This window comes from Streptomyces catenulae (assembly GCF_000718015.1).
Lineage (GTDB): Bacteria > Actinomycetota > Actinomycetes > Streptomycetales > Streptomycetaceae > Streptomyces > Streptomyces catenulae.
The window spans coordinates 84,425-105,926 of record NZ_JODY01000002.1 but is presented as its reverse complement, the minus strand read 5'-3'; the positions used below and the strand labels follow the sequence as shown (position 1 = coordinate 105,926).

Genomic DNA, 21,502 nt, shown 5'->3' with positions numbered 1-21,502 from the left:
CGGTGCGCGGTCCCCTCCTCGCCTCTCCTAAACCTCCCGAATGGCTGAAAAAATTGCGGTAACGGCCGCGATGGGGCGGGTGGTTGGCGTGGGGCCCGAGTGGAGTAGGGGGATGCGGCGGAACGGGTGATGGGTGCCGCGGTTGCCGTACGGCTGTGGTGATAAATTGGTATATTTGCGTCGATATGCTTCCAGTTCCTCAGCCACCGGGCCGGGCCGGTCTCCGACCGAGGCGTGTGTGGCGATCCGGCGGGTGACGGGTAGCGCATGCGCAAGAACGGGCACCGGGCACCGGGCTCCGCAGCACCGCGGGCCCTGCGCTTCCCTTGGAACGCGCGGAGCCTCGCGGGACAGCTGATGCTGGTGCAACTGGTGCTGGTGGTCGTCCTCGTGGCCATCGCCGCGCTGGCGCTGGTGCTCCAGTCGCGCAACGCCAGCACCCGCGACGCCCAGCACCGCACCCGCGCCGTCGTCGAGTCGTTCGCCCACGCCCCCGGCACCGCACAGGCGCTGGACGGCAAGAACCCCACCGCGGAGCTGCAGCCGCGCGCCGAGGCGGTCCGCAGAGCCGCCGACGTCGACTTCGTCGTCCTCCTCAACCCCGACGGCATCCGCTACACCGACCCCGATCCGTCGCTCATCGGGAAGGAGGCCGACCGGAGTTACCGGGCGGCCCTCACCGAGGGCGCCTTCACCCGCACCATCCCCGGGATCCGCGGCATCACCGTCACCTCCGTCGTCCCCGTCGAGCGCGGCAACGGCTCGATCGCCGGGCTCGCCGTGGCCGGAGTCACCGTCAAACGGGCGCAGAACACCACCGCCGGGGAACTCCCCGCCCTCCTCGGGAGCGCCGCGGGCGTCCTGGTGCTCTCCGCCGCCGGGACCGTCCTCGCCGCCCGCCGCCTGCGCCGCCAGACCCACGGCCTGGGGCCCGCCGAGATGACGCGGATGTACGAACACCACGACGCGGTGCTGCACGCCGTCCGCGAGGGCGTGCTGATCGTGGACGCGGAGGGGCGGCTGCTGCTCACCAACGACGAGGCGCGGCGGCTGCTGGACCTGGCACCGGACGCCGAGGGGCGGCTGGTGGCCGAACTGGACCTGGAACCGTCCGTCGCCGCGCTGCTCACCGAGCGGCGCGCCGTGTCGGACGCCGTCCGGCCCTCGGGCGACCGGCTGCTGGTCATCAACGTCCGCCTCACCGACAGCCCGCGCGGCGTGGCGAGCAGCGTCGCGACGCTCCGCGACACCACCGAACTCCAGGCGGTCACCGGCCGCGCCGAGGCCGCGCGGGAGCGGCTGCGGCTGCTGCACGACGCCGGAGCCCGGGTCGGCAGCACCCTCGACGTGCGGCGCACCGCCGGTGAGATGACCGATGTCGCCGTGCCGCGCTTCGCCGACGTCGCCACCATCGACCTCTCCGACCCCGTGCTGCGCGGCGACGAACCGGACGACTCCGGCAAGCCGCTGCGCCGTACGGCCGTCACCACGGTCACCCAGGGCACCGGGCCGGACGGCGGCAGCGCGATCTTCCCCGTCGGCGAGCCGGTCACCGCGGTGCGGCCCGCCGCCCACGCCCGGGCGCTCGCCGAGGGGGAGCCGGTCCTCGTCGCCGATCTGTCCGAGGCGCCGGAGCTGACCGGGGGGCCGGAGCGGGCCGGTGCCGCCGCGGACGGGAGCGTCGGGCCCGCGGACGCCGGGCGGGCCGAGCGGATCCACGCCCTCGGTCTCGTCTCGCTGATCAGCGTGCCGGTCCGGGCCCGCGGACGGGTGCTGGGGCTGGCGGAGTTCTGGCGCACCGAGGCGTCCGGACCGTTCGACGAGGACGATCTGGCGCTCGCCGAGGAACTGGTCGGGCGGACCGCGGTCTGTATCGACAACGCCCGCCGCTACACCCGCGAACACACCACCGCCGTCACCCTCCAGCGCAGCCTGCTGCCCGGCGGGCTCCCCGACCAGGACGCCGTGGACGCCGCCTACCGCTACCTTCCGGCCGAGGAGGCGGGGGTGGGCGGCGACTGGTTCGACGTCATCCCGCTGCCCGGCGCCCGCGTCGCGCTGGTCGTCGGGGACGTCGTCGGCCACGGGCTGCACGCCGTCGCCACCATGGGCCGGCTGCGTACCGCCGTGCACAACTTCTCCGCGCTGGACCTGCCGCCCGACGAACTCCTCGGCTACCTCGACGAACTGGTCGGCCGGATCGACGACAGCGGCGCCACCGGCTCCGCCCAGGTCTCCGGCGCCGCCTGTCTCTACGCGGTCTACGACCCCGCCGCCGGACGCTGCACCTTCGCGTCCAACGGGCTCCCCACCCCGGCGCTGGTGCTGCCCGACGGCACCGTCAGCTTCCCCGACATCCCCGTCTCGCCGCCGCTCGGTCTGGGCGGCGAACCCTTCGAGACCGCGACGCTGGAGCTGCCCGAGGGCAGTCGGCTGGTGCTCTTCACCAAGGGGCTGATCCGTGAGTACCACCGCGACGTCGACGTCGGTCTGGCCGCGCTCCGCGACGTCCTCGCCGGGCTGCCCGACGCCGGACCGGAGGAGACCTGCCAGGCGGTCATCGACGCCATGGTCGGACCGCGGTCCCGCGACGACATCACGCTGCTCGTCGCCGCCACCCGCCGCCTCGACTCCGACCACGTCGCCGAATGGGCCGTCCCGAGCGACCCGTCGGCCGTCGCCCCGGTCCGCGCGGAGGTCGCCGGGCGGCTCGGCTCCTGGGGCCTGGCCGACCTGGGCTTCGCCACCGAACTCATCCTCAGCGAACTCGTCACCAACGCCATCCGCTACGCCACCGGCCCGGTCCGCGTACGGCTGCTGCGGGCCCGCAGCCTGATCTGCGAGGTCTCCGACGGCAGCCCCACCGCCCCGCATCTGCGGCGCGCCGCGATGACCGACGAGGGCGGTCGCGGGCTCTACCTGGTCTCGCAGTTCGCCGAACGCTGGGGGACCCGCTACCCCGACCGCGGCAAGGTGGTGTGGACCGAACAGTCCCTGGAGCCGCCCGCGATGCCCACCGAGGAGCTGAGCGACGAGGACCTGCTCGACCAGTGGGACGACCTCGAATGACCCGGCCCGTACACGCCGGTGGGGCCCGGACGGACCGGGCCCCACGGACGTACGGGATTCAGCGCGGTGCGGCGGTCAGTAGCCGTCGCCCTGATCGGTGGCGTCCGCCTCGGTGAGCGCCAGTTGCACCACCGTCCGCGGCGCGCGGCGCTGCACCAGCACACCACGGCCCGGCACCCGCGGCTCGGCACGCTCGCCGCCCAGCACCACGCCCTCCTTCGGCTCGCCGGACAGCACCAGCCCGGAGGCGCCCAGCTCCCGCGCCCGGGTCAGCATCGGATCGGTCATCGCGGTCCGCGCGAAACCCGACACCCGGCGCGCCGTCACCAGATGGAAGCCCAGCTCACGGGCTTGCGGCAGATAGTCCACCAGCGGCGCCAGCGGCGACTGCCGCCCGTTGGCGACCAGGTCGTAGTCGTCCACGACGACATACAGCTCCGGCCCCTCCCACCAGTCGCGGTCGCGCAGCTGCTGGTGGGTGACGTCGGCCGGGGGCATCCGCTCGGCGAGCTTCTCGGCGACCTGCTCCGCGTAGAACGCGGCGGCGGTGGCGTCGCCCGCGTACGCACCGAGGTGCTCCTCGGGGACGATGCCGAGCAGCGAACGCCGGTAGTCGACGACGATGAAACGGGCCTCCCACGCGGAGTACCGCTCGGCCATCCCCGTCAGCCAGCTGCGCAGGAACGCCGACTTGCCGGAGCCGGAGTCGCCGAACACCAGGAAGTGCGGGTCCGCGTCGGTCAGCTCCAGGTGGACCGGGAGCAGATCCTGCTCGGCCACACCGATCGGCACACCCGCCGACGGACGGTCGGACGCGGCGGGCAGCGCCGCCAGTTCGGTGCGGTCGATCCGCTCCGGCAGCATCCGGATCGGCGGCGCCGCGGCCGTCGGCCAGGAGTCGGCGATCTTGGTGAGGGCGTCCTGTTGCGCCTCGGCCAGCCCGTCGAGGGTGTCCATCCCGTCCAGCCGCGGCAGCGCCACCTGGAACTGCACCCCACCGGGGGCCAGACCGCGGCCCGGGGCCGTCGAGGAGGCGAAGCGGCGCGCCGCACGGCGGTCGATCTCCGACTCGGCGGGGTCGTTGAGCCGCAGCTCCAGCCGCGCGGCGATGCTGTCGCGCAGCGCCAGCCGCAGATCCGCCCAGCGGTTGGCGGTCAGCACCAGGTGGATGCCGACGCCCAGACCGCGCGCCGCGATGTCCAGGACGGTGGCGTCGATGTCGATCTTGTCGAGCAGCTCACCGCGGAGTCCGGCCCAGTTGTCGAGGAGCAGGAAGATGTCGGCGCTGCGGACACCGTCGGGCAGCTTCCCGGCCGCCCGGCGGCGCCGGAACTCCTCGGCGGAGTCGATGCCCAGCTCCCGGAAGAGCTGCTCCCGCTCGGTCACCAGCTGGACCACCTCGGCCAGCGCACGCTGCACCCGCTCCAGGTCGTGCCGCCCCACCACGCCGCTGACGTGCGGCGCCCGGTCGAACGGCTGGAGCGCCCCGCCGCCGAAGTCGACGCAGAGGAACTGGATCTCGTCGGGGGAGTGGGTCGCCATCGCGGAGAGCATGAGGGTGCGCAGGAACATGCTCTTGCCGGACTGCGGCGCGCCGATGAGGGCGAGATGCCCGTACTCGTGGGCGAAGTCCGGGACGACCGGGTGCTGTTGCTGCATCACCGGGATGTCCGCGACACCGACGGGCACCTTCAGCGTGCCGTGCTCCGGCCACCACTGGGCGCGCAGCCCCGGGCCGTCCGGCGACGCGGCGAGCGGGCCGGTGAGCGCGTCCAGCGGCAGCGCCCGCGGCAGCGGCGGCAGCCACACCTGGTGCACGGCCTGACCGGACCGGAGCAGCCGCTCGACCAGCACCTGCATCTCGGTGGGACCGGTCAGCAGCGGCCGGGGGCGCTGCTCGGGCTCGGGCGCCGGTTCCGCGTCCGGGTCGGGCGCGTGCCGCAGCCCGAACGGGACCGGCGCCGCGGCCACCGGACCCTCGTCGGCGTTCTTGTCCTCGGCGCTCTCGTGCGGCCCGGAGACATGGGCGACCCGGAACCGCTCGTACACCGCATCGGCGACCTTGAGGTACGCGGAGCCGGGGATGGGCGGCAGCTGGTAGGCGTCCGGGGTGCCGATGACGGCGCGCGACTCGGCCGCGGAGAACGTCCGCAGACAGATCCGGTACGAGAGGTTGGACTCCAGACCGCGCAGCTTGCCCTCCTCCAGCCGCTGGGTGGCGAGCAGGAGGTGGATACCGAGGCTTCGGCCGACGCGGCCGATCTGCACGAACAGATCGATGAAGTCGGGACGGCTGGAGAGCAGCTCACCGAACTCGTCGACGATGACCAGGAGATACGGCAGCGGCTCCAGCGGCTGCCCGTCCGGACCGGTCTGCCCGGCGGCCCGGCGCAGCTGGTACTCGCGGACGTTGTCGAGGTTCCCGGCGTCCCGCAGCAGCTTCTGCCGCCGTTGCTGCTCACCCTGGAGGGCGTCACGGACCCGGTCGACCAGGGCCAGATCGTCCACCAGGTTGGTGATCAGACCGGCCACGTGCGGGAGTTCGGTGACGCCCGCGAAGGTCGCACCGCCCTTGAAGTCGACGAGGACGAAGCTGAGGATGTCCGGCGAGTGGATCGCCGTCAGCCCGCCGACCAGGGTCCGCAGCAGCTCACTCTTGCCGGAACCGGTGGCACCGACGACCAGCCCGTGCGGGCCCATACCGCCCTGGGCGGCCTCCTTGAGGTCCAGGGCGAGCGGCCGCCCCTCGCCGTCGAAGCCGACCGGGAAGCGCAGCACATCCTCCGAGTCCGGCTCGATCCACAGGTCCTCCGGATCGAACGAGTCGAGGTCCGGGACGCCCAGCAGATTCGGCAGCGACATGGTCTGGGCGAGGATCTCCTCACCCTCCGCGGACAGCCGCAGCGGCGCCAGCGCACGGGCGGTCGCCGCACAGAGCACCGGGCTCGGCTCGTCCGCGACGGCGCCGTCGACGGGGGCGGCGCCCCGGGCGTCGCCGCGGCGGTTCTCGATGAGCAACCGGCCGTCCTCGTCGACATGGACGCGGACATCGGCACGGGTCGGCTCGTCCGCCTCGCGGCCGACCACACACACGACGGTGACGCCGGTGCCGGGACCGGCGTCCGCCAGCAGCTGGGTGGCGATGGCGGAGCGGGCCCACGCGCTGCGCGGGTCGTAGCCGTCGAGGAGGACGACGAGACGGCGGCGACCGGCGGCGGCCTCCCGGCCGGAGGTGAAGGTGCGGCGGGCGGCGGCGGCCTGCTCGTGCGCGGCGTTCAGCCAGGCGGCGAGATGGTCGGCGACACCGTCGAAGTCCTCCGCGACCAGCGGGACCACGCCCGCCTCACCCGTCGCGTCCTCCTCGTGGGTGTGCGGCAGCCACTTCGCCCACTCCCACTGCGCGTCCTCGGAGCCGCCGGTGACGACCGTCAGACAGACGTCGTCGGGCGCGTGCAACACCGCGACCTGACTCAGCAGCGCCCGGGCCACCCCGCGGGCGCGCCCGGCCGGGCCCACCACGCTGATGACGCCGGACTGGTCGAGGTCGACGGTGGCCGGCTGGTGGCCGACGCTCGCGGTGTTCTCGATGAGCCGGTCCGCGGCGGCCTTGGCCCGGGCGTCGTACTCGACCGTCGGGTCGTTACGGGTCGCCAGCCGCACCGGCGTGGAGAGCGCCGCCCGGCCGGTGCCGATGCGGATCTGGAGGAAGTCCGGGTCGGTGGGGCGGCGCTCCCACACCCGGCGGCGCCGCCGGGCGATGGCCCACAGGCGGTGCGGCGAGGGGTGCTGCCAGGCGGCGACGGTGCGCTGGTCGGAGGCGACCTGACGGGCCGTCTTCCGGATCTCGACGAGGTGCTCCAGATAGCGGTCACGGGCGCTCAGCCGCTGCTTGCGCTGGTTGCCGCGCATCTGCATCCGGACGCCGACGGTGAGACCGATGGAGAGGAGGACGAAGGAGATGCCGAGGAGGATCAGCATCTTCTTGCCCGCGACGATCATGTACGCGGCCATGCTGATGCTGGACAGCAGCGGCATCAGCAGCATCAGCCAGTTGGCGCCGGAGTCCTTGGCGATCGGCTGTGGTGGCGCGGCCACCACCACCGGGTCGGTCGGGAGTTGGGGCGGGGCGACCCGGGCGGGGCGGTGGAAGACGATCCGCGACATCAGGGCTCTCTGTGCAGGGAGGTGGGGCGGCAGAGGGGGGCGTGGGCCCGGCTGACCGGGTCAGCGGGGTGCGGGACCGCCCTGGGGCGGCTGGGCGGCACCGTCGGTGAGACCGGCGAACGGGTTCACCGGCGGGGACTTCGGGCGGCGCGCGGTCTGCTCACGCAGTCCCGCGGCGAGACCGGTGAGCCCCTGGGTGAACTCCTCGACCTGCTCGGCGCGGGCCGCCCTGAGCGTCGACTGCGCCGCGTCGATCGCGCCGATGATCAGGTCCTCCAGCGTCTGCGGATCGTCCGGGTCGATGACCGACGGATCCATCCGCAGCGACGTCACCCGGCCCTCGCCGTTGACCTTCGCGGTCACCAGACCGCCACCGGCGTGGCCGGTCGCCTCGGCCGAGCCGACGGCGTCGTTCATTCCGGCGAGGCTGCCCTGAAGGTTTCGCATCCGCTCCGTGAGGGCCGCGAGGTCGAACGATGGGCGGTCGGACATGGGCGGAGCTCCTCGTGCGGGCTGAAATCGGCGCGGAGATGCCGGTGCACGACGGAAGACGGCGGCCCTTTCGGGCGCCACCGGGCGACAGGTGGCCGCCGGGCGTCGCGCGCGGGGAACGGCATCGGTCCACGCACATCCTCCCGCCCCGCCCCGCACCTGCCCAGATCCCTGTTCGGGGACCTCCTGACCGGGACGGGCCGGTGAACGGCGGATGGCCGCAAGACGGGCCGCGGTACGGGGCCCGGCCACCCCGTACCGCGGACCCCGGCTACCGGGGCGTCTCGCAGTTGTCGACGACCAGCCCCTCCGAACCGCCCTGCTGCTGCACTACCGCGATCAGCGCACCGGCCGAGGTGTGCCACAGACCGCCGCCGCCCGCCAGCTCCTCGAAGCCGTACACACCGAGCAGTTCGGGCGTCAGCACCGGCGCGTTGGTCTGGACGAGGACGAGATCGGCGCCCGGGTCGATGCCGTCGCCGTGCGCGATCCGGGCGGCCCGCCGCAGCAGCGCCGCCACGATCTGCGCCACCTCGCCGGACGTCCCGTCGTCCCACATCGCCGTGCTCAGGTGCAGCACCCGAGGCGGCTGACCGCCGCGCCCGCCGGTCGCCAGCTCCGTGACCGGGCTGCCGGGGGTGAGCTGGGCGATGTCCAACTGCCCGAGCCCGTAGCGGATCTGACCGACGGCCGCGCCGACCGTACTCGCCAGTGTCTGATCCCACCGCGTCGCCTGGAGCCGCCCGCGGACCAGGTTCCGGTCCTCGACCAGCGGCACCTTCGGCGCCTGCCCGCTCTTGCCGGGCACCGGGACCGTGACCGGCTGCGGCACCGGCGCCTCGGTGACCTGCTCCGTCGGCGGCTGCGCCGCGGTCACCTGCGGCGCGGTCACGGGCACCGTCGTCGGCTGCGGCGGCGCGGACTTGGCGACCGGCGTGGCATCGAGGTTGGCCAGCGGCTTCGCGTCGAGGTTGGCGAAGGGGAGGGCGCCCGTCCGCTGCTTCGCCCGGCTGGCTACCGGGTTCGTCGTGCCCTTACGGACGTCCGGGACGCGCGGTCCGGAGACGACCGGCGGCGCGGTCTTCTCCTTCGCCGTACCGGACGGCGCGGCTTCCCGGCGGCGGGGCGGCACCGGGTCCACGGGCTCCTCGTCGAGGTCCATCGACGCCGACCCCTGCGAGGCGGCGTCATCGACCGAGGAGGTGTCCTCGCTCTCCTCGCTCCCGCTCTCCCCGGTGCCGGTGTACTCGCTCCCCTCGCTCTCCTCGTCGACCTCCATGGCGTCGTCGTGGTCCGACGCCGACTCCGGCTCCGGACTCGCCGGGGGGCGGAGCCCGTCCCGGCGCGGCGCCTCCTGCTGCGGCGCGCGGGCGGCGTTGTCCTCGTGCAGCAGGAAGTCCCACAGCGGGATCCGCTCGCCGTCGAGGGCCTTTCGCAGCTCGACCACGCCCTCGCGCATCGCGGTCAGCCGGGCCGCGAGGGCGGTGTCCAGCGGCGCGCCGGGGCGTCGGTGGTCCTCGAAGTCCTCCAGCACACCGTCGAGCAGTTCGTGCAGCGCGCCCAGCCGGTCCCGGAACCAGACCCCGAGATCCCGGGTCCGCCGCAGGACGGGCTGCGCGGACGGGTGCGCGGCGGCCAGCTCCGCGGTGTCCGTCGGGAGCAGCGCGGAGTGGTGCGGGGCGTCGAAGAGGTGACGGCGCAGCCGCGGCTGCATCTCCTCCCAGACGGTGACGGCCACCTCCCAGTCGTCCAGCGGATCCTCGACCCCCGACTCGCCGTCGAACAGGCCCGCCATCATCGCGAGATCCTGCTCGTGCCGCTCGTACCCGGGGTGCGACTCCTTGGTCCAGGACCGCGGGACGAAGAGCTTCCACTCGCCGCGCCGACCATCGTCGACCTCCAGGGCGAAGGCGCTGCCCTGCCAGCCGTTCCGCGCCGCCATCGACACGACGGTGGCGTCGCTCGCCCACACCTCCACGCCCAGCTCGTCCGCGACCTCCTGGGCCGCGTTGACGCCGTACTCCTGCGCGTCGGCACCGGCCTGGCAGGCGAGGAGGATGACCTGCGGACGGCCCAGCTCCTTGAGCCGCTGGTAGCTGCCGCGCTTGGTGATCACACGGGCGAACGACTTCCCCGGAACGTCGTGGACCTGCGACCCGCGGCCGTCCGACACGACCAGCTCCAGCGCGCCGGGCTCGGCGTGCGTCATCGCCAGATAGGTGGGGCGCCGCGGGTCCCAACCCGCCGTGCCCCAGCCGATCATCCGGTGGTGCGTGCCCTCGTCGTTGGTGCGGACGACATGCGGGAAGCGGACATTGCTGACGTCGACCTCGGTGATGTCCCAGGAGCTGTCGACGTACTCGTCGTACGCGTGGAACGCCCGGCCTGCGAGGAACTCGACATCGCCGATCTGCTTGACGACGATCCGCTGGTGCTGGAGGTCGCGCGGCCGGATCACGGCGTACTGGAACGGGGTCGACGTCACCAGCGGCAGTTCACGGTCCTCGTCGAGGAACGCGTCGGTCACGCCGGGCAGATGGAGGGAGATGTCGACGGTGAACGTGCCCTCCGTCGGGGACGGCTTCACCTGCGTGATCGAGAACTCGTCGGCCTGATCGCCGATGAGGGTGTGCAGTTCGTCCCACAGGTGCTCGCTGATCTGTGACGCCAGCGTCCGGCCGGTGAGCGCCGTGTCCGGGCCGTCCACCGCCAGCAGACCGGTGTTACCGAAGACGGACACCTCGACGCGCGGCCGGGCCGTGCCCCGCCGCCGGGTGCTCACCTCCAGAGCGATCAGCCGCTCCGCGATCTGGAAGAGCACGTGCTGCATCTGCGACTCGGTCAGCGGCTGCGTGTCGGTGGAGCGCAGCGTGTACGTCTCCCGCAGCTCGCTGGGACCGCCGACGACCGGCTGCGGCACCGGGGGCGCCGGGGTCGGCGTCTCCTCGATGTCGTCCAGGTCCATGACGGCGGAGGGCGCGGAGCGCCGGACCGAGGACCGGAAGGCCGGGGAGGCGCTGTTGCTCAGCAGGTCGAAGCCGGGCGGGGCGAGAAGGTCGTCCGGGGTGTCGACGGTGGTGAAGACGTCGTCCGGCGCGTTCAGTTCATAGGCGGTGATCCCGGTGGCGTCGCCCCAGGAGGCGGGCCGGAACAGCAGCCACTCGCCGGGCTCGCCCGTCTTCTCGTCCGCCTCCAGACCGAAGGTGTGACTCTCCGTCAGGGAGGGGACCCAGGTATGCACCGAGACGGTGGCGGTGGTGGCCGCCCACACCTCGATGCCGAGCCGGTCGGCCACCTCCTGCGCCACGCTCCGGCCCTCGGCGTCGGTGGCTCCGGCGTGGCACATCAACAGGATGAGCTGCGCCTTCCTGCCGTGGCGCTCCTGCATGCCGGTGAAGCTCCCGCGGCGCTTGAGCAGATCGCTCAGCGCCTCGGCGTCCACCGCGTGTGTCGACGTCCTGCCGTCCGCCGTCACCGTCAGCTCGACGGAGCCGGGCGAGCCGTGCGTCAACGCGACGTAGAGGGGCCGGGAGGGATCCCACGGCACCTTCTCGTACCCGGAGATGACGAACTGGGTCTTGGTGGCCCCGTCCGCCGTCCTCACCCGCCGGGAGGTGTAGTGCGCGAAGGTCTCCTTCGCCAGGTCGAGGTGGGTGAACGACTTGATCCGGGTGTGGGCCTCCGACTCCGAGAAGAAGGCCCGTCCGGCGCGCTCGCCCTCCGCGTTCAGGATGCGGTGGTGGTGCAGGTCGCCGAGGCGCAGGGACGCGGTCCGGCCCGACTGGGTCGTGATGCTCCGGATCGTGAAGTCCGGCTCCTGGAACCGGTCGGTCGTCCGGTTCGTCCGGATGCGGAACTCGGTGAACGGCGCGCCGTTGGCCTCGGCCCGCTCGGCGCCGTTCTCCGGGGTCGGCGTGGTGACCGGGACGACAGCCTTCGCGAGCAGCCCGTCGGGGTCGAGGGAGGCGAGCTGTTCCTTCCACACCTGCTGGAGCGACCGCTTGGCCCGCTGGGCGAGCTTGTCGACCGGGGTCGGCTTGCCCTTGGAGCCCAGCACCGGATCGCGGTCGCTGACGAACGTCCGCACCTCGATCTCGGGGAGCGGCGTCCCCTCGTGCACGCTGTTCAGCGACAGCTGGATCGCCCGGGTCACGATGGTCTGGAAGAGCAGCAGCTTCGCGTCCTTGTCATCGATCGCGAACGACAGCCGGTACGCCTCCTCGTCCGGCTCCGCCCCGGCGCTCTCCTCCTTCTCTTCCTTCTCCTCCTCGGCGCCCTTCGGGTCCTTCTCCTTCTTCTCCTCCTCCTTCTCCTGCTCGTCCTGCTTCTCCGTGAGGTGCTGGTCACGGAGCTGCTCGGTGAGGGTCTCGACGTCCTCCTGTGCCGAGTTGGGGACGACGACCGCCGGGGAGGCGAGCGGAGACGGCTGCGCCGCGCTCTCCTGGAGGTCGTCCTCCGGGAAGTCGTCCTCCTCCATCAGGTCGTCGGTGTCCACGTCGTCCACGGACATGACGGTGTCGCTGTCGGTGTCGGTCTGCTCGTCCGGCGTCTGCTCGACCGGTGCTTGTACCGGTGCCTGGACCGGTGCCTGGGCCGGTGCCTGCGGGGCGGGCGCCGCTACGGGTGGCTGCGCGCCGGTCTGTGCCTGCGGCCAGGGGCTGTTGCTCTCCGCCTTCGGCACCAGCCGGTAGTCGTGGATGACGCCGACCCGGTCGGCCCGGATCTGGAGGAGCAGATCCGGATGGCCGGGAATGAAGGTGGCGAAGCCGGTGAGCAGCGGGCCCAGCAGCTGGGCCTGCCGGACGGTGCGGAAGGCGAGCAGCCGCACATACCCGTCCGTGACGCCGGGCGGCAGATTGTCCACCCGGCTCCCCGCACCGGCGGCGAAGCGCGTGTGCCGCTGGGCGAGCAACTCCTCCACGGTGCTCTGCCCGGTGGCGTACGGCGCCACCTCATGGGGCGGGTAGGCATCCAGCAGCGGCTGGAACGCCATATGGAACACGGAACCGGGGGAGCGGGCGACGAACGCGTCCAGCACGAGCTGCTGGGCCCGCCGCCGGTACCCCTCCGCCACCTCCGGGTGCTGGCCGACGAGCGCCGCATCCTCGGGGGACAGCTTGACGTGCCACGCGTCGGGGGCGGTCTTCGGGTGCGGCATCGGGAACGCGCCCCTCGCCAGGCGGGCCACCGGATCGACGATCTCCACCCGCGGGACGAAGCCCAGCCAGCTCGGCGCCAGCACCGCGTGCCCGATCCGGTCGGCCCGGTCGAGGAAGTCCGCCGCCGTCAGACCGGCGTTCTCCTCGAAGGACAGCTCGAAGCGGACCACCGGGCTGCCGCTCGCCCGCCTGAGGGAGTTGTGGTGCAGATCGATCTCGCGCTGCACCGCCTCCTTCATCGCATCCAGCCGCCGCTTCTCCTCGGCGGTGGTCGTGGGCGGCACATTGACCTTGCGCACCAGCCGCACGCCGAGGTCGTTGCCGCCCAGCACGTGGTACGTCAGCGTGAAGGGCATCGGCGCCTGGCCCGGGAGGACCACCTGGACCGGGTGCGGAGCCGTGGACGCCACGACGGTGACGGAGTCCCGGTGCCGCCAGTGCGGCAGCGGCTGGAATGCGGAGGGCCGGACCCACACGTGCCGCCCCTGGAGGACGTACCCCTCGATACGGACGCCGTTGCTCTCGCCCATCCAGACGTAACCGGCCTGGACCCGGGCGTCGTCCACGCCGGGCAGGGTGAACCGCCCGGTGTTCAGCGCGTCCTCGTGCGCCTCCGCGATGGAGTTCCAGACCTGGCGCGCCGACCAATCCGCGGGGAAGAGCAGATGGGTGCCCCGCGTGCCGTCGACGACGGGGCGCCAGAGACTGGTGTTGTGGTTGGCCTCGTGCGTGAACCGCCCGATCTTGTTGTCGAGCAGCCACACCTGCGCCGCCCGCACACCGTTGGGGTGTACGGCGGCCGGTCCCGGCACCATCCGGTAGGTCGTACCCCGGAGGTTCTGCACATCCGCCGGGGCCGTCCCGAACGTGGTCCGCACGTTGTAGTGGTGGTGACCGCCCACGCGCCGGGCCCGGTCGCCGTCGAGCACGAAGCGTTCCGTCATCCGGGTGATGCGGGGGATCCTGCCCGTCTGGAACGGCCTCATATGGGGGCGGGACAGCGGCGGCTGGAGCGGGCTCGGGTTCGAGCTGCGGTCCTCGGGGGCGACCTGCCACTCGTGCGGGGCGAAGTCGAGGATCGTGCCCTTGGCGTCCGCCGTGCCCTTGATGCGCAGGCCCTGGTAGACGCCGTCGAAGGTGACCCGTCCGACGCCCTCGGGCCAGCCGCCGTTCCGCTGCAGCCAGTCCAGCAGCGCCTGTTCGGCGGCGGTCACCACCTCGTCCTCGGTCATCTCCGGCGGGAACATCAGGACGCGGCCGTCACGCGGCAGCGACGTGGCGAGATCGCCCGCGTCGGAGAGGTGCCAGGCGCTCGTGGTGCTCTGCAACGGCCCGGGGCGGCCGAACCGCGGCGACCGGCTCGGGTACACCGCCCAGTAGGTGCCGTTGGGGTTCCGCACGCCCCTGATCTGCGGGATCTCCCGGTGCGTGGCACCGTTACGCGGCGCCATCCGCCCGGGCCGGGAGGCGTTCCCCCAGAAGACCCGCTCGCGGACCTCCTGCGGCACGGTGATCAGCGGCGGCAGGCCGGACCTCCGCGGTGCCCCCTCCTGCTTCAGCTTGGAGTGCCGGTAGGAGACATACAGCATCAGCAGGTCGTGCCGCAGCAAGCGCAGATTCGGTACGAACCGGTTGATGTCGGCGGCGGGGTAGTTGGAGTTCAGCCGCACTTCGCCCAGGTCGTCGACCCAGGTCGTGGACATGAGGGAGCCGTCCTCGTCCACCGGACGCGGCCGGTTCTCCTGGTACCAGTCGCGGGGACCGTAGAGGTGGGCCACCTCGTGACGGACCGTCTGGTCCTGCATCCGCCGGTACCAGGTGGCGTTGTTCGCCCGGCCCGCATCCGGCAGCAGGGACACCTTGTGGTGCGCGCGGGGCGCGTCGGTGGTGAACGTCGGGACGAACTGCACCAGCGCGCCGTCGGGGAAGCGGTGCCCCACGTTGTCGTTCCGGCGCACCGCGTCGAGCGCCATCTCCTCCATCGCCTTGACGTCCTCGGCGGTCAGCCGGGAGTCGGGGGCGAGGTGGATGGTGGCGGCCAGCCGGAGCAGCTCGGTCCCGTCGCCCAACTCGAAGCGCCGGACCTCGAACTGCTGGAACCACGTCGGGCTGAGGGCGCCCAGCTTCTGATGGATGTTGCGGGGCGGCCGCACCAGGACCGGGTCGCCGATCTCCCGGACCATCGGCACGACACGCAGCCGGTAGCCGGGGACGGCGGGGGTGTTGCCCGTGGCCGGAATGGTCAGATCCGGCGCCGACTCGACGGCGGTGACGACGCCCTTGGCGCCGGGCGGGAAGACCACGGGCGACCGCGGGTCACCCCCGCGCAGCTGCGCGGTCGAGGTCGCCGTGAAGGACGCGTAGACGATCTCGACGTTGCCCGCACCGTGCGGGGAGGTCCCCGCGACCGTCAGACCGAGATCCATCTCGCTCCCCACCATGTAGGGGAGACCGGTCAGATTCAGCCGCTGCCACATCGGGCCGGTGTACGTGTCGAGCTGCTCAAGACCGGCGCCCACGACGGCGGCGGTGGCCATCGCGGACAGCTGCCGCTCGGCGAGACTCCGGGTGAAGACCTCCGCCAGATCGCCGCTGACCAGGGCGTACACCGCGGACAGCGCGGCGACCGCGGCGGGGGACGCGGTGCCCTGCCCGTCGGCGGCCAACTGGTGGAAGAGGTCCCACAGTTCGGCGCTCTCGTTGCGCGTGGGGCCCAGGTGTGCCCGGAAATCGAGGTAGGCGGCGTGGTCCTGCGGAGTCGGGCGGTAGCCGTTTTGCAGCCGGTCCATCGGATCGTCGGCGAGCAGCCAGCCGTCCCGCCAGGCGTCCGTGGCGAGCTGCGGGCGCGCGCTGCGGAGGAACTCCGCGCGGATCTGCTCGGTCGTCCCGAACATCTCCGCGAGCCGCGCGTACCGCTCCTCGTACCCGCCCGCGTAGCGGAACCGCAGCGTCGGGTCCTCGACCAGGTCCACGACGGTCCCGCCGTCCGCGGTCGCGACCTTGGCGAACAGCGGTTCCGGGGAGGGCAGCATCGCGCCCGGGACGTTCGTGGTGTACGGGACGGCCACGTCCGCCTGGAAGAACTGGTGCAGCTCGCGGAAGAGCAGCTGCACCTCCTGCGCCCTCTCCTCCGTCAGCTCCTCGGGGGCGTCACCGGTGTGGCCGGTCAGCTGGGACGCCGCATCGACGACAAAGGCGAACAGCTGCTCGGCGGAGAGCAGTCCACCGAGGTACCGGCCGAAGAAGTAGCGGGCCCGGCTCGCCAGTTGCACCCCCTGGAGCGCCTTCTCGTCGGCGAGCAGATCACCGAAGTAGTCCCACAGGAGGCGGTCGGGGAGGACGAGCGGACCCTGCTCACCGTTGAGGGGCAGACCACTCATCAGCAGCAGCGTGGCCAGCGTCTCCACCGGGACGATCCGGTGACCGGCGGTGCTCTCGGCCAGCTCCAGATAGCGGTGGAGCCGCACCTCGGCGTGGAGCTTGAACCCGGGACGGTCCTGCTCGGCCGTGAACGTGGTCCACAGCTCGCGCCAGGTGTGCGTGACCTGCTCCAGCGTCGTGTCGCTGAAGGACGAGCGCTCCCACAGCTCCGTCAGGAGCCCGGCGATCGGCGCCGGTACGGGGGCGGGCGCGCCGGTGAGGCGCTCGAACTCCTCGGTGACCTCGTCCAGCAGCTCACCGTTGGTCCACGGCTCCACATACCGGGCCATGAAACGCCGCACGGCGCTGTCGTGGCCGTTCGCCAGCAGATCGGGGAAGAACGGCAGATTGGTGGCGAGGAACGTGTCCAGCGCCTTCTTACGGAGGCGGTACGGCTCCTGCCCGGTGCCGGTCAGCCAGGGGTGCCCGGTGCGGTCACCCTCCGGCTGCAGCGACTGCTGCCAGGTGGCGACGTACGTCCGCAGCTGCACCAGCGCGTCGCGGGCGCGGGAGAGATCCTTGGCGCTCAGCTCCTCCTCGGTGGGCCGCGGGTCCAGCTCGGCGTCGAGCGGGAAGGCCGCACCGGAGACCCAGCTGATCGTCTGGACGACGCCCTCCATGGGGACCGAGCCCACCGACTCGTCGTCCGTCGTCTCGTCCTCGGTGTACTCCCCGTCGGTGGACTCCGTGTCCGTCTCCTCGCCGTCCGGGGGCAGCACCTCCATCGGCGGTGTCTCCTGGGAGGAGCTCGCCGACGACAGCGCGTCCGGCGCGGGGAGCGCGCTCTTGAACAGCCGCAGCCCGGCCGGGGGCCGCGGCACGGCCCCGTCCGTCTCCTCGTCGAGGGGCTCCGTGACCTCGAAGGTCCACTGCGTGGGCGCGCCGGGCTCCATCGGGAATCCGGGGAACGTGTCCCCGCCGGGCACCGGGTCCATCGTGAAATCGGTGGTGAAGGAGTCCGTGGTGAAGCCGGTGGGAAGGGCGGGGAAGGGGTCCGCGAAGCCGGTGGGGGCTGCGGGGAAGGGGGCGGTGAAGCCGGTCGGAGGAGCGGGGAAGGGGTGGGTGAAGCCCGTCGGGGGCGTGAGGTCGCCGGGGGTGATTTCGGTGAAGCCGGTGGGGAGTGCGGGGAACGGGTCGGTGAAGCCGGTGGGAGGCGTGAGGTCGGTGGAGGTGATTTCGGTGAAGCCTGCCGGGGCTGCCGGGAAGGGGTCCGTGAAACCGGGGGGAGGCGTGAGGTCGGTGTTGGTGGGCTCGGTGAACGAGCCGGTGACCTCGATGTCCTCGAACCTGGCCGGGGGAAGGGGTACCGCGACGGCGGGCGGCTCTTCCCCGGGGAGGACCTCCAGCTCGGTGGAGGACATGGGGGCGGTGAGGGTGTCGCCCAGCAGGGCGTCCCACTCGTCGACCAGCGTGTGCGTGACCCGCGTGTACTGATCCCCTGTTTCCTTCAGCAGATCGTTGAACGCGGGGGCCACGGTCTCCTTGGTCGCGACCTCCTCGGGCAGCTTCTTCAGCAGGGAGTGCATCCGGTCCAGCCGCATGGCGGCCCAGAGGCTCAGCTCACGGGTGCGCCGCAGGGCGGGCTGGGTGGCCTCGGGGGAGATGCCCTTGGCGTCCTGGTCGATGGGGAGGTTCCGCTCTCCGTCGAAGAGGGCGTAGATCTCCTCCTTCAGCTGCTTCCACTGGTCGTTCGCGGCCAGGAAGTCCTTTTCGGTCCCCTTCTTGAGGAGCTTCATCAGCTTCCTGAAGCTCTGCTGGTATTCCGCGTACTTGGGGTGCGCGGTGTACTTCCACGACGTCGGGCGGAAGAGCTGCCACTCGCCCTCCTTGTCCGCCTCCTCGTCGTACATCAGGCCGAGGGGGAGGAAGGTTTCCTTCGCCGACTCCGGGCCGCAGGCGTAGACCGACGTGGTGGCCGCCCAGACCTCCAGACCGGCGTTGTCCGCCGCTTCCTGACCGGTGGTCGCCCCGCTCTCGTCCTTCGCGCCGGCGAGGCAGACCAGCAGCACGATCTGCGGCAGCGGCTTCGCCGAGACCTTCTCTTCGGCCTTGGTTTCCGGCTTCTCCTCGGGCTTTTCCTCGGGCTTCGCTTCCGGCTTTGCCTCGGGCTGTGTCTCCGGCTTCGCCTCCTGCGCCTTCTTCGCTTTCAGCATGTCCCGGAGGCTCTTCCGGTGCTTCAGCGTCGTGCCGAGGACCTCGCCGGTGACCGTGTGCGAGTCGTCGGAACCGCCCTTGTCGATCACCACCTCGACCAAGCCGGGCGCGCCGTGTGTCATCGCGAAGTACAGATCACGTGACTGTTGCCACGGAGTGGTGCCCCGCTTGAACGTCTTGGCAGTCTCCAGATCGCACTTGTTCAGATCCTCTTCCGCGAAGTCCTTGGGGAAGAGGAGGAAGTGCGATTGCGTCAGATCGAAAAGGGTGTTGTTCTCGATGTCGTTGTTGACTTCGGCGTTCCCGTGGAAGACCCGCCCGATGCGGTAGCCGGACGCATCGCCGGACTTCTTGACGTGGGCCATCGGACGGCTGATCAGGTCACCGAGCCTGACCAGGACAGACTCCCCGGTCCTTTCCGACCGGGCCGCCACCCGGAGGTCGTTTTCGAGGTAGAAATCGTCCGCACCGGGGCGGCGGAGCGTGATCTTGATGAAGGGCTCTGCCGTGGCCTTGCCCTCGGCCTCGGCTTCGGACGGCTTCACCGCCTCGACCTGTAGCGCGTCCAGGTCCAGCGGCGTGCCGTCCTTCGGGACGGCCTTCTTCGCCGCGTCGCGCAGCAGCTTCCGGAACTGCTCGACGAGGTCGGTGGCGAGCGTCTCGGTCGTGAGCTTCTCGTCCTTGGTGGCCTTCAGCTGGGAGACATCGCCGAAGAGCTGCAGTTCGGCGACGGGCGGCGCCGTCCCGCGGGTCCGGGTGAGCAGGTACAGGTGCACCATGCGGTCCGCGGATTCCTGGAAGTTGATCCCCGGCTCGCGCTGCTTGTCCTTCGACAGCTCGTAGGTCGCCGAGTACCCCTCCTGGGCACCGTCGGGAACCGGCCGCTTCTCCTTCTTCGGCTCCTCCTCCTCCTCCGCTTCCTCCTTCTTCTCCGGTTCCTTCTGCTCCTCCTTGCCCTGCTCCTTCTCCTGCTCCTCCGGCTCTTCCTGCTGCTGTTCCTGCTGGGGCGCCGAGGGCGCTTCCTCGGAGGCGGTCAGGGTCTCCGTCAGCTCGGTGGCGTCCGGCGGGGTGGCGGACTTCAGCCCGAGGAGCGGGCGCTTCTGCCGAGGCTTCGGCACGGGCTGCTGAGTCGGCGTCGGGGGCTCCGTCGCCGAAGCCGTCGCCTTCGGGTCCTCCGTGACCGTCGGCTCCTCGGCCGTCTTCGGCTGCTCCGTGACCTTCGGCTGTTCCGTGACCGTCGGTTCGGCAGTGGTGTTCTTCGGCTCCTCGGCCGTCTTCGGCTTCGCCGGTTCCTGGACGGGGATGCCCAGCGTCACCGGCATCGTGCCGTGCGTCGTGCCGAGGAGCTGGTCACCGCGGTAGTAGTGGAAGGTGAGCAGGACCGAGCCGGCGTGGATCTCCTGCGGGCTGGGGGTCTTGGTGCCCTCGAAGGCGCGGCTGGTGTTGCGCTGGGTGCCGCCCTCGCGGTACTGGATACCGCCGCTCGCGTTGACCGTGCCCCGGGCGGCGTCCACCCCGGGCGCCCCGCCGGAGGCGCCGATCTGCGCCCGGGCCTGCCACTGCTTGGTGTTGTGCTGGGCCGTACCGAACTGGTTACCGGCCTCCGCCACCTGCGCGGACTCGGCCTTCTTGTCCACCCGGAGCAGCGTCGGCCGATCGGTCTGCAACTCCACGGTCGCCGCGATCCACAGCTGCTCGCCCTTCTCCTTCCAGAGCTTCACCTCAAGGGTGGAGCCCGGCCGCAGCGGTCCTTCCTCGGGCACCTTCACCCGCGCCATGTCGATCAGCCAGGAGCCCAGCGCCTCGACGCCGAACGCGTGCTGCGCCACCTCCTCCCAGGACTGCTCACCGGCGCCCTGCTCCGCCTGCCACTTGGCGGCGCCGAAGAAGGACGCGCCGCCCCGGGACAGGATCTGGTGCACGCCGTGCACGGAGTCCAGAGCGCGGACGACCCAGTCGTCGGTGGGCTGCTTCGGCCAGGTGATGGACGGGGTGCCCGCTGTCGGTACGTCCTCCACCACGTAGTCGATGTCGAGCAGGATGCCGCCGATGGCACGGCCCCCGCCGCGCAGCAGCAGGTCGCCGCGGTGGCGGAACAGGTTCTCGTACGCCTCGGCGCCGAGGATCTTCCGCTGCGGGTCGAGCACACCGAGCCGCTGGAGCACCTGGGCGAGCCCGGTGATCTGCGGGCGCGGTCCGGCGGAGCTGACCGCGGCACGGTTCTTCTGGCTGCCGAGCTTCTTCTCGATGCCGCGGGCCCGCATCCGGTCCACGGCCCGCCACGCCTTCTGGAACAGCCCGTTCTGCGTCGAGACCATCTCGACGAAGAGCACGATCCGGCCCTGGTGCTGTGCCGACGGCGCCTTCGTCTTCGTGGTCGACGAGGACTTTCCGGTGCTGCCCGCCGTGGAGATGCTGTCGTGGCCACGGCCCCGGAAGACGCGGACACCGCCCACCGCGTTGACACCCGGTGCGAACGGGAGCGGGACGCTGACGTTGGCGGCCAGACTCCGGCCCTTGGCCGAGCCGCCCGCGAGCGCGGAGGTGCCGTCCGAGTAGCCGATGTTGAGATTGCGGTCGGTGCCGCCGACGGTGAACTCGGTCTCGCCGGTGCGGATGCCCGCCGTGGTGACGGTCTCCGTCTTCCCGTCCGACGTGATCCGGACTTCTTCCTCCACCGTGCTGCTCATCCCGGCGGAGAGCCGGAAGTAGCCGCCCGGCACGTCGATGATCAGCGGCTGGTCCGCCATCATGGCGCGCAGCTGCCGACGGATCAGGTCCGTGGTGAGCACCTTGGCCAGTTCGGTCTTGGCCTGGCTCCAGCCGCGCTTGAAGACCAGCCTGCCCTCGTGGTCGAGGGTGCCGAGCAGATCCTCCATGGACTCCGTCGCCGGGGCCAGGACGGACGCGACGATGTCGCTGTCGCCCAGACGGCCCGCGTCCTTGATGCGCTGCGGCACACCGGTCGCCGAGGGCTGGTGCGGGGTGAGCAGCGCGCCGTCGGCGTCGGTGAGGTCGCGGTTCGGGAAGGCGAGGAGCGCGGC

At 71.9% G+C, this 21,502-nt stretch carries 4 protein-coding genes (1 of these 4 only partly in view); 1 reads left to right on the top strand and 3 read right to left on the bottom strand.

What is annotated here, in order from left to right; genetic code table 11:
* The first annotated feature begins 357 nt into the window (after positions 1-357).
* Positions 358-3,069 carry a SpoIIE family protein phosphatase gene (locus IF23_RS0102660; RefSeq protein ID WP_037677138.1) on the top strand — a complete coding sequence of 904 codons (2,712 nt, stop codon included), beginning with the start codon at positions 358-360 and terminating at the stop codon, positions 3,067-3,069.
* 75 nt (positions 3,070-3,144) lie between these two features.
* Here IF23_RS0102660 and IF23_RS0102655 read toward each other — a convergent pair whose 3' ends face one another.
* From IF23_RS0102655 to IF23_RS30845, 3 genes are all read right to left on the bottom strand, one after another.
* Positions 3,145-7,233: a type VII secretion protein EccC gene (locus IF23_RS0102655; protein ID WP_030279303.1), complete on the bottom strand. Its 4,089-nt coding sequence runs from the start codon at positions 7,231-7,233 to the stop codon at positions 3,145-3,147.
* Between the two features lie 60 nt (positions 7,234-7,293).
* Positions 7,294-7,725, bottom strand: a complete 432-nt coding sequence (locus IF23_RS31845) for a YbaB/EbfC family nucleoid-associated protein (protein ID WP_051739128.1) — start codon at positions 7,723-7,725, stop codon at positions 7,294-7,296.
* A gap of 271 nt (positions 7,726-7,996) precedes the next feature.
* Positions 7,997-21,502, bottom strand: partial view of a TcdA/TcdB catalytic glycosyltransferase domain-containing protein gene (locus IF23_RS30845; protein ID WP_037677137.1) — the 3' portion only. It continues 21,690 nt past the right edge of the window; only the last 13,506 of its 35,196 coding nucleotides appear in the window; its start codon lies off the right edge, out of view; the stop codon is at positions 7,997-7,999.

Excerpts from the sequence above, each read along its gene's own strand:
- IF23_RS0102655 (WP_030279303.1), bottom strand. The coding sequence starts at position 7,233 with ATGTCGCGGATCGTCTTCCACCGCCCCGCCCGGGTCGCCCCGCCCCAA.
- IF23_RS31845 (WP_051739128.1), bottom strand. The coding sequence starts at position 7,725 with ATGTCCGACCGCCCATCGTTCGACCTCGCGGCCCTCACGGAGCGGATG.
- IF23_RS0102660 (WP_037677138.1), top strand. The coding sequence starts at position 358 with ATGCTGGTGCAACTGGTGCTGGTGGTCGTCCTCGTGGCCATCGCCGCG.